The organism is Planotetraspora kaengkrachanensis, from assembly GCF_016862895.1.
Taxonomy (GTDB): Bacteria; Actinomycetota; Actinomycetes; order Streptosporangiales; family Streptosporangiaceae; genus Planotetraspora; species Planotetraspora kaengkrachanensis.
Genome location: NZ_BONV01000021.1, coordinates 38,406 through 50,476, shown reverse-complemented (window position 1 = coordinate 50,476; position 12,071 = coordinate 38,406). Strand labels below are relative to the sequence as shown.

The window sequence follows — 12,071 nt, the reverse complement described above, 5'->3', positions numbered from 1 at the left end:
TGCTATGCGTGTCGATCTGCTCAGCCGCGAGTACCCGCCCGACGTCTACGGCGGGGCCGGAGTCCACGTCGAATATCTGGCGCGGGAACTGCGGAGACTGGCCGACGTGCGGGTGCGGTGCTTCGGCGCTCCCCGCGAGGAGCCCGGCGTCAGCGCCTACCGGGTGCCCGGCGGCCTGGAGACCGCGAACGCCGCGCTCCAGGTGCTCGGCGTCGACCTGGAGATGGCCGCCGGCTGCGAGGGCGCCACCCTCGTGCACAGCCACACCTGGTACGCCAACTTTGCCGGGCACGTCGCCAAGATGTTGTACGGCACGCCTCACGTGGTCACCACCCACAGCCTGGAGCCCCTGCGACCGTGGAAGGCCGAGCAGCTCGGGGGCGGCTACACGCTCTCGTCGTGGGCGGAGCGCACCGCCCTCGCGAGTGCGGACGCGGTCGTCGCGGTGTCCGAGGGCATGCGGCGCGACGTGCTGACGGCCTATCCCGAGATCCAGGCCGACCGGGTGACCGTGATCCACAACGGCATCGACACCGACCAGTACGCCCCGGACCCCGGCACGGACGCGCTCACGCGGCACGGCGTCGACCCGGACCGCCCCTACGTCGTGTTCGTGGGGCGCATCACCCGGCAGAAGGGCCTGGTGCACCTGCTGCACGCGGCCCGGTCGTTCGACCCGGCCGCCCAGCTGGTCCTGTGCGCGGGGGCGCCCGACACTCCGGAGATCGCCGACGAGGTCGGCGGGCTGGTCCGGGAGCTGTCCGCGGCCCGCGACGGGGTCGTCTGGATCCGCGAGATGCTGCCCAGGCCCGAGGTGATCCAGATCCTCACGCACGCGACGGTATTCGTGTGCCCCTCCGTCTACGAGCCGATGGGCATCGTCAACCTCGAGGCCATGGCGTGCGAGACCGCCGTCGTGGCGACGGCCACCGGCGGCATCCCCGAAGTGGTCGCCGACGGCTCCACCGGTCTGCTCGTGCCGATCGACCAGGGCGCCGACGGCGAGCCGCACGATCCGGACGCCTTCGCCGCGGCGATCGCCGAGCGGGTCAACGAGCTTCTCGGCGACCGGGAACTGGCGGCGGCGATGGGCAAGGCAGGGCGGCGGCGGGCCGTCGACCACTTCTCCTGGGGGAGGATCGCCGAGCGCACGCTCGATCTCTACACGAGCGTCACGGCAGCCGGGGGTCGATCATCGTGATCCCGGCGGCGCCTGCGGCCCCGGAGAGCGCCTTCAGCGCGGCGGGCACCTCGCCGAGCCCGATCGTCCGCGTCACCAGCAGATCCGGGCGGAGCACCCCCGCGGTGATCATTTCCAGCATCGGGGGGTAGGCGTGGGCGGCCATGCCGTGGCTGCCCAGGATCTCCAGTTCGTGCGCGACGACCCGGCCCATCGGCAGCGCCGCTCCGCCCGGGAGCAGGCCCACCTGGACGTGGCGGCCGCGGCGGCGCAGGCTCTCGATCGACGCCGCGCACGTCGCCGGGCTGCCCAGGGCGTCGAGGGATACGTGCGCGCCCCCGCCCGTGACCTCGCGCACCCGGGCCGCGGTGTCCTCGCCCGCTTCGACTTGTACGCACGCGGCCGCGCCGAACCTCCCCGCCAGCTCGAGCGCGGCGGGGGAGACGTCGACGGCAACGACCCGGGCGCCCATCGCCGCCGCGATCATCACGGCCGAAAGGCCGACGCCGCCGCACCCGTGCACGGCCACCCACTCGCCGGGCCGCGTCCTGCCCTGGGCGGCCACCGCGCGGAAGGCCGTGGCGAACCTGCACCCGAGACTCGCCGCGGTGGCGAACGCCATGTCGCCGGGCAGGCGGACGAGATTGACGTCGGCGTAGTCGATCGCGACCTTCTCCGCGAAAGACCCCCAATGGGTGAAACCGGGCTGGGTCTGCCGCTCGCAGACCTGCTGGTCGCCCGCGGCGCACTGCGGGCATCGGCCGCACGCGCCGATGAACGGCGCGAGCACCCGGTCGCCCGGCCGCACGCCCGTCACCGCCGAGCCGACCGACTCCACGACTCCGGACAGCTCATGGCCCGGCACGTGGGGGAACGCCCTGATGTCGTCGTCGTGGCCCATCCATCCGTGCCAGTCGCTGCGGCACAGCCCGGTCGCCTCGACCCTGATGACCGCGCCCTCAGGGGACGCGACGGGCTCGGGCACCTCCCGCACCTCGGGATCCTCGCCGAATCCCTCGTACACCACCGCGCGCACCGGTCCTCCTCGTTCCGCTCCGCCGCGTCCTGTCCGCCAGGTCGCGCCCGACAAATCATGCCCTGCCGTACGCGCCTGATCGTCACGGCGCCGCGGCCGGGCCGTCCCGCGCTGAGTACGCTGGTCCGGTGATTGCGATCGAACGGGTCCGCATGGCCTTCACCGACCGGCACGGCGGCGTGAGCACGCAGCCGTACGGGTCGCGCAACCTCGGCGGGGCGGTGGGCGACGCCCCGGCGGCGGTGGCGGAGAACCGGGCCAAGACCGCGGCCGAGTTCGGCGTGGACCAGGTCGTTTTCATGCGCCAGGTGCACAGCGCCGACGTGGCCTACGTGGACGAGCCGTTCGGCGCGGAACCGCCCGCACTCGACGGTGTCCTGACCGACCGCCCCGGGCTCGCGCTGGCCGTGCTCGTGGCCGACTGCGCGCCCGTGCTCGTGGCCGATCCCGTCGCGGGCCTGGTGGGGGCGGCGCACTCGGGGCGGCCGGGAACCGAGGCCGGGGTGGTCACCGCCCTGGTCGAGGCCATGGCCGGGCGGGGCGGCGACCCCGCCAGGATGACGGCCGCCATCGGGCCCTGCGCCTGCGGCCGGTGTTACGAGGTGCCCGCAGACCTGCGGGAGCGGGTCGCCGGCCGGGTCCCGGAGACCTGGTCGACCACCGGTTGGGACACCCCGGCGCTGGACATCAGGGCCGGGATCGCCGCGCAGCTCGCGCGGGCCGGAGTCGCCGACGTCCGGCATGACGACCGCTGCACGATCGAGACGACCGACCTGTACTCCTACCGGCGGGAACAGCAGACGGGCCGGTTCGCCGGATACGTGTGGATCGGCGCCTGAGCGCGCCGCTCAGCGGGCGGTGAGGCGGCAGGCCTCTTCCCAGCGGCCCGCCTCGAACGCCGCCTCTGTCTGCGCGGGCGCGCCGACGATTGCTCTGCAGTCGTCGATCGCCTGGGCCAGCAGGCCCCGCAGCAGCGGGTTCGGGTCCTGGACGCAGGCCTGGGCGATTCCCCTGACGGCCAGCTGAACGGTGTTCGGGGCGGCGTAGCGACGGAAACCCTTGGCCGAGATACGGACTCCGCGCCTGAAGGCGAACGCCCACCGCATGGCGTCGGGAACCTGCTCCAGCACCTCACGGCTGGCGTCGCTGAGGTTCCCGGTGGCCCGGCCGTCCAGTTCGGCGAGGACGTGCTCGGCCGACAGGATCGAGACCGCCATGGCCAGTTGCCGCTCGTGCGCGACGACCGGCAGCGCCGTGGTCGCGGCGCGCAGCGCGATCCGGGCGTCGATCCGCAGATCGTCGCCGGTCAGCCCGATGACCGCCGGGATGAGTTCGGCGAGGCGTGGCCGGGCGGCGTCCGAGGTGTGGTCGTTGACCAGCCGAGCGAGCCCCGCGAGCAGCGGATGAGTGCACGACGGGTGGTCGCTCCACCGCTCGCCCGCCAGGTACGACGCGAGTTCCATGAAACACGCGCCCTTGCTCGGGTTGCGATGCTTGCCGCGGGACAGCAACGGCATTGCTTGGGGCATCTGACCGTGCATGAGCTACTCCCACCAGAATCGCCCACCATGTCCCTTCCAGTGTGCGCTCAGGCGGGGCCGTTGAGAAGGACCCCGCCCGAGGTGGCATCGGTGGAGGGCTGGACGCCCCGTGGGAGAAGGAGATCAGCCGCCGCTCTTGCGGCGGAAGGACCGCCGGCTCGCGGCGGGACCCTGCGCTCCGTGGATCTTCGCTGAGCCCTTGCCCTGACCGCCCGTGTTGTGCTCGTCCTGCGCCTGTCGCTTGCGCTCCAGGGCCTCCCGGAACTTCCGCTTCATATCGTCCTCAGAAGCTTCGGGCTCGGCTCCGGATTCCGGTTCGGTGGCAGCCATGAGGACCTCCTGCTGGGATGGGACCACCGCGCGGAACAGGTGAACCCGGCGGTGTGAGATCACTCTATCGCCACCCGTCCGCCGTCGGACGTCAGGCATGGGCGCTCTGTCAGGAGCCTGTCAGAAGCACCGGCGAAGGTGTGGTGGGCGATACTGGGATTGAACCAGTGACCTCTTCCGTGTCAGGGAAGCGCTCTCCCGCTGAGCTAATCGCCCTTCGATCACAATCATTCGATCACAATCAGAGGTGGAGACGGGATTTGAACCCGTGTACGCGGCTTTGCAGGCCGCTGCCTCGCCTCTCGGCCACTCCACCGAGCGAGGCCCCCGCAATGATCTAAAGACCTCTCGGAGCGGAAGACGGGATTCGAACCCGCGACCCTCACCTTGGCAAGGTGATGCTCTACCACTGAGCCACTTCCGCGTGACGCCTTACGGCGACGAGGTAACTGTATCGGGTTTTCGACGCCGGTGCGTACTCATAGTTGCTCGGCCGACGTTCTCCGCGATGCCCGCTCGGCGCCGCGTTCGATCGCGGGCAACATCAGGAAGATCTCCAGGATCCGGGTGAGCCGGTGCACCTCGGTGCGATGGAACGCCGGCCCCTCCGTCCGCGCCAGCACCAGGGACAGCGCCAGCGGCGGCAGCGGCGCCGTGATGACGTGGACCCCATCCGGGAGTGTCGCGGCGGCCGGACGGGCCGGGATCCCGGCAGGGAAGGCGATGTCCGACGGCGCCCGCCAGCTCGAGTAGACGATCGAGCGCGGGCTCCGCTCCGTGGCCGCGGCGGCCCAGTCGGCGCTGAAGAGCACCGGCATCGAGTCGATCAGGGTGGCGAGCGCGCGGTCGCCCGCCATCGTGAGGAACTTGAGGATCTCCAGCTCCGGATAGGTCCCCGGAGCCTCCCGCGTCGTCCAGACGCCGTCGACCCGCACACCCTCGACGCTCTCCAGCGCCCGCATGAGGTGTTCCCGCGGGACGGCGTCCGGCCAGTAGACGGTGAAGTCGTCGAGAGCCTGGCCGTCCCCCCGGTCCAGCACGACGACCTGTGTGATGTCGGCGCCGACCGTGCCCAGCGCCCGGGTGACCTGGCCGAGCGATCCAGGACGGTCCGGCAGGCCGATTCTCAGCCGCAACAGCATGGGTGACCTCCCCCGACCGTGGTCAGCCCAGCGTAACCGGGGCAAAAGTCCCACGTCCACGATCTTGTACGGCTCACGCCTCCGGCCGGGCGAAAATGAAGAAGTGAAAATCGGGACGTTCGATGTGTGGCCACCCGTCGTGCTCGCGCCAATGGCGGGCATCACCAACAGAGGTTTCCGCAGGCTTTGCCGGGAGCAGGGCGGCGGCGTCTTCGTCTCCGAGATGATCACCTCGCGTGCCCTCGTGGAGCGGATCCCGACCACCTTCGAGATGATCCGCTTCGGCGACGAGGAGTCGCCGCGCAGCATCCAGCTCTACGGGGTCGACCCGGCGGTCATCGGCGGGGCCGCCCGGATGATCGCGCAGGAGGGCCTGGCCGACCACATCGACCTGAACTTCGGCTGCCCGGTGCCCAAGGTGACCAGGCGCGGAGGCGGTGCGGCCCTGCCGTACAAGCGGAACCTGCTGCGGGCGATCATCAGGGCGGCGGTCGAGAACGCCGGATCCCTGCCCGTGACGATGAAGATGCGCAAGGGCATCGACGACGACCACATCACCTACCTGGAGGCGGGCAGGATCGCCGTGGAGGAGGGCGTGGCCGCCGTCGCCCTCCACGCCCGCACGGCGAAGCAGCACTACGGGGGGTTCGCCGACTGGGACGCGATCAGGCGGCTCAAGGAGGCGGTGCCCGAGGTGCCCGTCCTCGGCAACGGCGACATCTGGAACGCCGACGACGCGCTGCGCATGGTCGCGGAGACCGGATGCGACGGGGTGGTCGTCGGGCGCGGCTGCCTGGGCCGTCCCTGGCTGTTCCGCGATCTCGACCGGGCCTTCCAGGGGTCGCCCGAACGTGCCCGGCCCTCCCTGGGGGAGGTCGGCGCCATGATGTTCCGCCATGTCGAGTTGCTGTGCGAGGTGCTCGGCAGTGAGCGGCACGGGCTGGTCGACTTCCGCAAGCACGTGGGGTGGTACCTGAAGGGCTTCGCGATCGGCGCGGACAGCCGCCGCGCGCTCACCTCCGTCGCCACACTGGCCGAGTTCGAGGCCAGGGTCGGGGAACTGGACCCGGACCAGCCGTGGCCGGACCTGGTCGACGGCCCGCGCGGCAAGAGCGGTGAGCGGGAGAAGGTCCTGCTGCCCCACGGCTGGCTGGACGACCCCGACGACATGACCGTCCCCGGCGTCGGCGCGGAGGACGCCACGTCCGGTGGCTGAGCGGTCACGTGATGAGACTGTGATCAGATCATGACTCGCGGGAGTCAGCGTCCGGCGTAACGTGCGGTCAAGAGTCGGCGGCATGCCTCACGCGAGGGACGAGACGCTTGACGGGGACCGGGCACGAGACAGGCGCAGGGACGGGGCGCGGGCCGGAGGCGCCGCAGGAGACGTCGCGGGAGACGCCACCGGAGACGGGACGGGCGCAGGCCTCGGCCGAGAGCCTGATCGCCGAACTCGACGCAGAACGGCCGGCCAGGCGCCTGCGGGGACGCACGGCCGCGGCCGTGACGATCGTCGCCCTGGGGCTGTCGCTCTACGCGTTGTACTGGACGTTCCGGCCGGGGCCCGTCCTGCCGTACCGGATGGTCTTCCTGGCGGTGGTCCTGCCGCTGACCTTCGTCTGCTACAAGCCGAGGCGGAGCGGGCGCGACACCCTCTCGCCCCTCGACTGGGCGCTCGCGGCGCTGTCGCTGGCGGTGTGCGCGTACCCGCTCGTCGTCTTCGACGACTTCATCCGCCGCGCCTTCGCCCCGACGGCGGGCGACGTGATCGCGGGGACCCTGCTGACGCTGCTGGTGCTGGAGGCCTGCCGCCGGACGGTGGGCTGGATCCTGCCCGCGGTCTGCCTCGGGTTCCTGGCGTACGCCTACTACGGCGGCTACCTGCCGATCGACTGGGTGATCGGGCACCGGGGCTACGACCTCGAGCGGATCGTCGCCTCGTTCGTGATGGGCACGGAGGGCGTGTACGGCGTGCCCCTGGACGTGGCCGCCACCTACATCATCCTGTTCACGATCTACGGTGCCGTGCTCGACCACTCCGGCGCGGGGAAGTTCTTCGTCGACGTCTCCTTCGCGGCCTTCCGCCGCTCGCGTGCGGCTCCCGGCCGCACGGTCACGCTCGCCGGGTTCCTGCTCGGCACGGTGAGCGGGTCCGGGGTGGCGACGACCGTCAGTGTGGGCAGCGTCGCCTGGCCGATACTCAAACGGGCGGGCTACCCGCGTGAGCAGGCCGGGGGAGTGCTCGCGGCGGCGGGCATCGGCGCGATCCTTTCGCCCCCCACGCTCGGGGCGGCGGCGTTCATCATCGCCGAATACCTGCGGGTCAGCTATCTGACCGTGCTCGTCTACGCGACGATCCCCACGCTCCTGTACTACCTCGGCATCTTCCTCGCCATCGAGATGGATTCGCGCAGGTACGGCACCACGAGCGCGGGGGCGGACGGCCCCCGCGCGTGGGACCTGGTCAGGCGCTTCGGGTACCACTTCAGCTCGCTGTTCGTGATCGTCGCGCTGATGGCCCTGGGGCAGTCGCCGTTCCGCGCGGTCGTCTACGCCACGGTCCTCGCGTTCCTGCTGTCGTTCCTGGACCGGGAGCGCCGGCTCACGCCGCGCCGGGCCGCGCGTGCCCTCGCGGAGGGGACCAGGGGCGTCCTGCCCGTGGCGGTCACCTGCGCCGCCGCCGGGACCATCGTCGCCGTCGTCACGCTCACCGGCCTCGGGCTGAAGGCCAGTTCCGTGATCGTCGGCCTGTCCGGCGGGGTGCTCGCGATCACGGCCGTCGCGTGCGCGCTCGCCGTGCTGCTGCTGGGGCTGGCCGTGCCGGTCACCGCGTCGTTCGTGATCGCGGCCGTAATCATCGCGCCGGCGCTGTTCGACCTGGGCGTCGAACGGCCGGAAGCCTACATGTTCATCTTCTATTACGCCGTGCTCTCCGAGGTCAGCCCGCCGACGGCGTTGTCGGCGTTCGCCGCGTCCGCGATCACCGGGGGTAACGCCACCCGGACGATGCTGGCGACCTGGAAGTACACCCTCCCGGCGTTCCTCGTGCCGTTCGCGTTCGTGCTGGCCCCGTCGGGCTCCGCGCTGCTCGCCCAGGGGCCCGCAGGGGAGGTCCTCCTCGCGGCGGCCGTCTCCGCGCTCGCGGTCGCGGCGCTGGCGGTCGCCACCGGCGGCTGGATGCTGGGGCCGGCGGGCCCCGTCGAGCGGTCGCTCTGCGCGGCCGCCGCCGTGCTGCTCCTCGTTCTGTCCCGAACGCCCGTGCTCGTCGGGCTCGGCGCCATGGTCCTGGCGCTCGTCGTCCATCTGGTCCTGAGAAACGTCCGGAGAAACAGGGAGGCGTCCGCGTGAAATCCACGAAAGGCATCAGGTCCCTCGTCGCGGTGGCCGCGGCGGTCGCGCTGCTGGCCGGCTGCGGCGGCGACCGGTCAGGCTCGCGGAGCGGGGGCGGCACGCGGCTGTCGATCGCCACCGGCAACACGACCGGCGTCTACTACGTGCTCGGCGGCGGGCTGGCCGAGCAGATCGGCAGGCACATCCCCGGCCACCAGGCGACGGCGGAGGCGACGGGCGCCTCGGTCGAGAACATCCAGCGCGTGGTCAAGGGGCAGTCCGACATCGCGTTCACGCTCGCGGACACGGCCGCGGACGCGGTCGCAGGGAAGGGCTCCTTCACCGCTCCGCAGCCGATCCGGGCGATCGCCCGCCTCTACGACAACTACACCCACGTGCTCGCCAGGACGGACGCCGGCGTGAAGTCGGTCGCCGACCTGAGGGGCAAGCGGGTCTCCACCGGCTCCCCGAACTCCGGCACCGAGGTGATCGCGCTGCGGTTGCTCGCCGCCGCCGGGCTCGACCCCGACAAGGACGTCACCCGTCAGGCCCTGTCGCTGCCGGAGACCGTGCAGGGACTCAAGGACGGCACGCTGGACGCGCTGGTGTGGTCGGGCGGCCTGCCCACCTCCGGCATCACCGACCTGGTGACCGGCATGGGAGACGACGTGTCGTTCGTGCCGCTCGACGGCTCGCTGGCACCGATGCGGAGCGCCCACGGCGAGGTCTACGCCGCGGGGACGATCCCCAAGGCGGCGTACGGCACGCCGTCCGACGTGCCGACCGTCGTCGTCCCGAACCTTCTTGTCGTGAACGAGAAGATGGACCCGGCCCTGGCGGAGAGCCTCGCCCGGCTGCTGTTCGACCACAAGGCGGACCTGGAGAAGGTGCACGCCGCCGCCAAGGACATCACCCGCGACGCCGCGCCGAGGACCGACCCGGTCCCGCTCCACGACGGCGCGAAGAAGTACTACGGCTGAGGCCCGCGCGGGCCTCAGCCGCGCGGCTCACATCCGGGTCAATCCCCTGACGTGCAGGACGGCCGTGCCCTCCGTGTCGGAGGCGGCGAGGTCGACCTCGGCCCCGATGCCCCAGTCGTGGTGGCCCGCCGGGTCGTCGATGACCTGGCGGACCCGCCACAGCTCCTTCTCCTCCTCGATCTGGAGCAGCGCAGGGCCGCGGGCGGCGGGCCCGGTGCCGATCTCCTCGTGCTCGTCGTAGTAGGCGTCGAGGCCCGCCGCCCAGTCCACGTCCGGGTACAGCTCGAGGAGTTCCTCCTCGCGGTCCATGGCGGCCAGCTCGACCATCCGGAACATCGCGTTGCGGACCAGCACCCGGAAGGCCCGCGTGTTCGCCGTGACCGGCCGGATCCGGGACTCCAGCTCGTCGCGGGCCTCCAGGGCCTCGGACGGGTTGGCCAGCTTCTCCCACTCGTCGATGAGGCTCGAGTCGACCTGTCGTACGAGCTCGCCGAGCCACTCGATGAGGTCGTTCAGGTCCTCGCTCTTGAGGTGCTCGGGAACGGTGCGCGACAACGTGCGGTAGGCGTCGGCCAGATAACGCAGGACCGTGCCCTCCGACCTGGCCAGCTCGTAGAACTGGATGTAGTCGGTGAAGGTCATCGCCCGCTCGTACATGTCGCGCACGATCGACTTGGGGCTGACCACGTGGTCGCCCACCCACGGGTGCCCGCGGCGGTAGGTCTCGTACGCGCCGAACAGCGTGTCGGCGAGCGGCATGGGGTAGGTGACCTCGGCGAGCAGCTCCATCCGCTCCTCGTACTCGATCCCGTCGGCCTTCATCTGGGCGACGGCCTCGCCGCGCGCCTTGTTCAGCTGGGCGTGCAGGATCTGGCGGGGGTCGTCGAGCGTCGACTCGATGATCGAGACGAGGTCGAGCGCGTAGGTGGGGGACTCGGGGTTGAGCAGCTCGAACGTCGCGAGGGCGAAGGTGGACAGGGCCTGGTTGAGCGCGAAGTCCTCCTGGAGGTCCACGGTCAGCCGAGCCCTGCGGCCGTGCTCGTCGGGCTCCTTGAGCGTCTCGACGATGCCTCCGGCGAGCAGTGACCGGTAGATCGCGATGGCGTGGCTGATGTGCCGCCGCTGGGCCTTACGGTCCTCGTGGTTGTCGGTGAGCAGCCGCTTCATCGCCTGGAAGCAGTCGCCCGGGCGGTTGATGATCGACAGCAACATCGCGTTGCTGACCTTGAACCTGGACGTCAGCGGCTCGGGCTCGGCCGTCTGTAGCTTCTCGAACGTCTCCTCGTTCCACCCGACGAACCCCTCCGGCGGCTTCTTGCGGGCGTAGCCGCGCCGCCGCTTCGGGTCGTCGCCGATCTTGGCGAGTGCCCGCTCGTTCTCGATGACGTGGTCGGGGGCCTGGCAGACGACGTACCCCACCGTGTCGAAGCCGGCCCGGCCGGCCCGCCCGGCGATCTGGTGGAACTCACGGGCCCGCAGCCGGCGCACCCGGTTGCCGTCGTACTTCGACAGCGCCGTGAACAACACCGTCCTGATGGGCACGTTGACGCCGACACCGAGCGTGTCCGTGCCGCAGATGACCTTCAGCAGCCCCGCCTGGGCGAGCCGTTCGACGAGCCGGCGGTACTTCGGCAACATCCCGGCGTGGTGCACGCCGATGCCGTGCCGTACGAGCCGGGACAGGGCCCGGCCGAACCGGGTGGTGAAGCGGAAGTTGCCGATGAGGGCGGCGATCGCCTCCTTCTCGGCCTTGGTCGCCATGTTGATGCTCATCAGCGCCTGCGCGCGTTCCATCGCGGCGGCCTGGGTGAAGTGGACGACGTAGACCGGGGCCTGCTGGGTGGACAGCAGTTCCTCGAGGGTCTCGTGCAGCGGCGTCAGCCGGTAGGAGTAGATCAGCGGGACGGGCCGCTCGGCGTTCTTCACCACCGCCGTCTCGCGGCCGGTCCTGCGGGTGAGGTCCTTCTCGAAGCGTTCGACGTCGCCGAGAGTCGCCGACATGAGCAGGAACCGGGCCTGGGGCAGTTCGAGCAGCGGCACCTGCCAGGCCCAGCCGCGGTCGGCCTCGGCGTAGAAGTGGAACTCGTCCATGATCACGGTGCCGACGTCGGCGTCCGCGCCGTCCCGCAGGGCGATCTGGGCGAGGATCTCCGCGGTGCAGCAGATGATCGGCGCGTCCGCGTTGACCGACGCGTCGCCGGTCATCATGCCGACGTTCTCCGTGCCGAAGAGCGCGCAGAGGTCGAAGAACTTCTCCGACACCAGGGCCTTGATCGGCGCGGTGTAGAAGCTGACCTCGTCCCTGGCGAGCGCCCCGAAGTGCGCCCCGGCCGCGACGAGGCTCTTCCCCGAACCTGTCGGCGTGGACAGGATCACGTTGTTGCCGGAGAAGACCTCGATCAGCGCCTCCTCCTGCGCCGGATAGAGCGTGAGCCCCCGCTCGGCGTTCCACGCGACGAACGCGTCGAACAGGGAGTCCGGTTCTGAGTCGTCCGGGAGATGCCGAAGAAGGGTCATGTTCTCGCTCACCTC

Annotated in this window: 10 protein-coding genes and 3 tRNA genes; 5 read left to right on the top strand and 8 right to left on the bottom strand. The window is 71.1% G+C overall.

The window, feature by feature from the left end; translation table 11 throughout:
- Positions 1–4: 4 nt before the first annotated feature.
- Entirely contained in the window at positions 5–1,201 is a 1,197-nt protein-coding gene (gene glgA, locus Pka01_RS22720) for a glycogen synthase (RefSeq protein WP_203884862.1), read from the top strand.
- Here glgA and Pka01_RS22715 read toward each other — a convergent pair.
- On the bottom strand, positions 1,173–2,216 hold the full coding sequence (locus Pka01_RS22715) for a zinc-dependent alcohol dehydrogenase family protein (protein ID WP_203884861.1): 1,044 nt from the start codon (positions 2,214–2,216) through the stop codon (positions 1,173–1,175). The two genes, glgA and Pka01_RS22715, sit on opposite strands and share 29 nt — an antisense overlap.
- Positions 2,217–2,368: 152 nt before the next feature.
- Between Pka01_RS22715 and pgeF the strand changes: the two genes are divergently transcribed.
- Positions 2,369–3,055: a peptidoglycan editing factor PgeF gene (pgeF, locus tag Pka01_RS22710; protein WP_203884968.1), complete on the top strand. Its 687-nt coding sequence runs from the start codon at positions 2,369–2,371 to the stop codon at positions 3,053–3,055.
- Positions 3,056–3,064: 9 nt separating this feature from the next.
- Here pgeF and Pka01_RS22705 read toward each other — a convergent pair whose 3' ends face one another.
- From Pka01_RS22705 to Pka01_RS22680, 6 genes are all read right to left on the bottom strand, one after another.
- Positions 3,065–3,757: a hypothetical protein gene (locus Pka01_RS22705; protein ID WP_203884860.1), complete on the bottom strand. Its 693-nt coding sequence runs from the start codon at positions 3,755–3,757 to the stop codon at positions 3,065–3,067.
- A 123-nt stretch (positions 3,758–3,880) separates the two neighbouring features.
- Positions 3,881–4,087, bottom strand: a complete 207-nt coding sequence (locus tag Pka01_RS22700) for a DUF5302 domain-containing protein (protein WP_203884859.1) — start codon at positions 4,085–4,087, stop codon at positions 3,881–3,883.
- A gap of 141 nt (positions 4,088–4,228) precedes the next feature.
- Positions 4,229–4,303, bottom strand: a tRNA-Val gene (locus tag Pka01_RS22695).
- A gap of 29 nt (positions 4,304–4,332) precedes the next feature.
- Positions 4,333–4,403 (bottom strand) — tRNA-Cys (locus tag Pka01_RS22690).
- 36 nt (positions 4,404–4,439) lie between these two features.
- Positions 4,440–4,511: transfer RNA gene (locus tag Pka01_RS22685), tRNA-Gly, on the bottom strand.
- A 55-nt stretch (positions 4,512–4,566) separates the two neighbouring features.
- On the bottom strand, positions 4,567–5,229 hold the full coding sequence (locus Pka01_RS22680) for an ACT domain-containing protein (protein ID WP_203884858.1): 663 nt from the start codon (positions 5,227–5,229) through the stop codon (positions 4,567–4,569).
- Positions 5,230–5,332: 103 nt separating this feature from the next.
- On the opposite strand from Pka01_RS22680, the gene dusB reads away from it, so the two are divergent.
- The 3 genes from dusB (at position 5,333) to Pka01_RS22665 (ending at position 9,539) form a co-directional block, all read left to right on the top strand.
- A complete protein-coding gene (dusB, locus tag Pka01_RS22675; protein WP_239115210.1) occupies positions 5,333–6,445 on the top strand; it encodes a tRNA dihydrouridine synthase DusB in 1,113 nt (370 codons plus the stop codon).
- A 107-nt stretch (positions 6,446–6,552) separates the two neighbouring features.
- Positions 6,553–8,577, top strand: a complete 2,025-nt coding sequence (locus Pka01_RS22670; protein ID WP_203884856.1) for a TRAP transporter permease — start codon at positions 6,553–6,555, stop codon at positions 8,575–8,577.
- Positions 8,574–9,539 carry a TAXI family TRAP transporter solute-binding subunit gene (locus Pka01_RS22665; protein WP_203884855.1) on the top strand — a complete coding sequence of 322 codons (966 nt, stop codon included), beginning with the start codon at positions 8,574–8,576 and terminating at the stop codon, positions 9,537–9,539. The genes Pka01_RS22670 and Pka01_RS22665 overlap by 4 nt, the downstream gene beginning before the upstream one ends.
- Positions 9,540–9,566: 27 nt before the next feature.
- Here Pka01_RS22665 and Pka01_RS22660 read toward each other — a convergent pair whose 3' ends face one another.
- On the bottom strand, positions 9,567–12,056 hold the full coding sequence (locus tag Pka01_RS22660; RefSeq protein WP_203884854.1) for a DEAD/DEAH box helicase: 2,490 nt from the start codon (positions 12,054–12,056) through the stop codon (positions 9,567–9,569).
- Between the last annotated feature and the right edge of the window lie 15 nt (positions 12,057–12,071).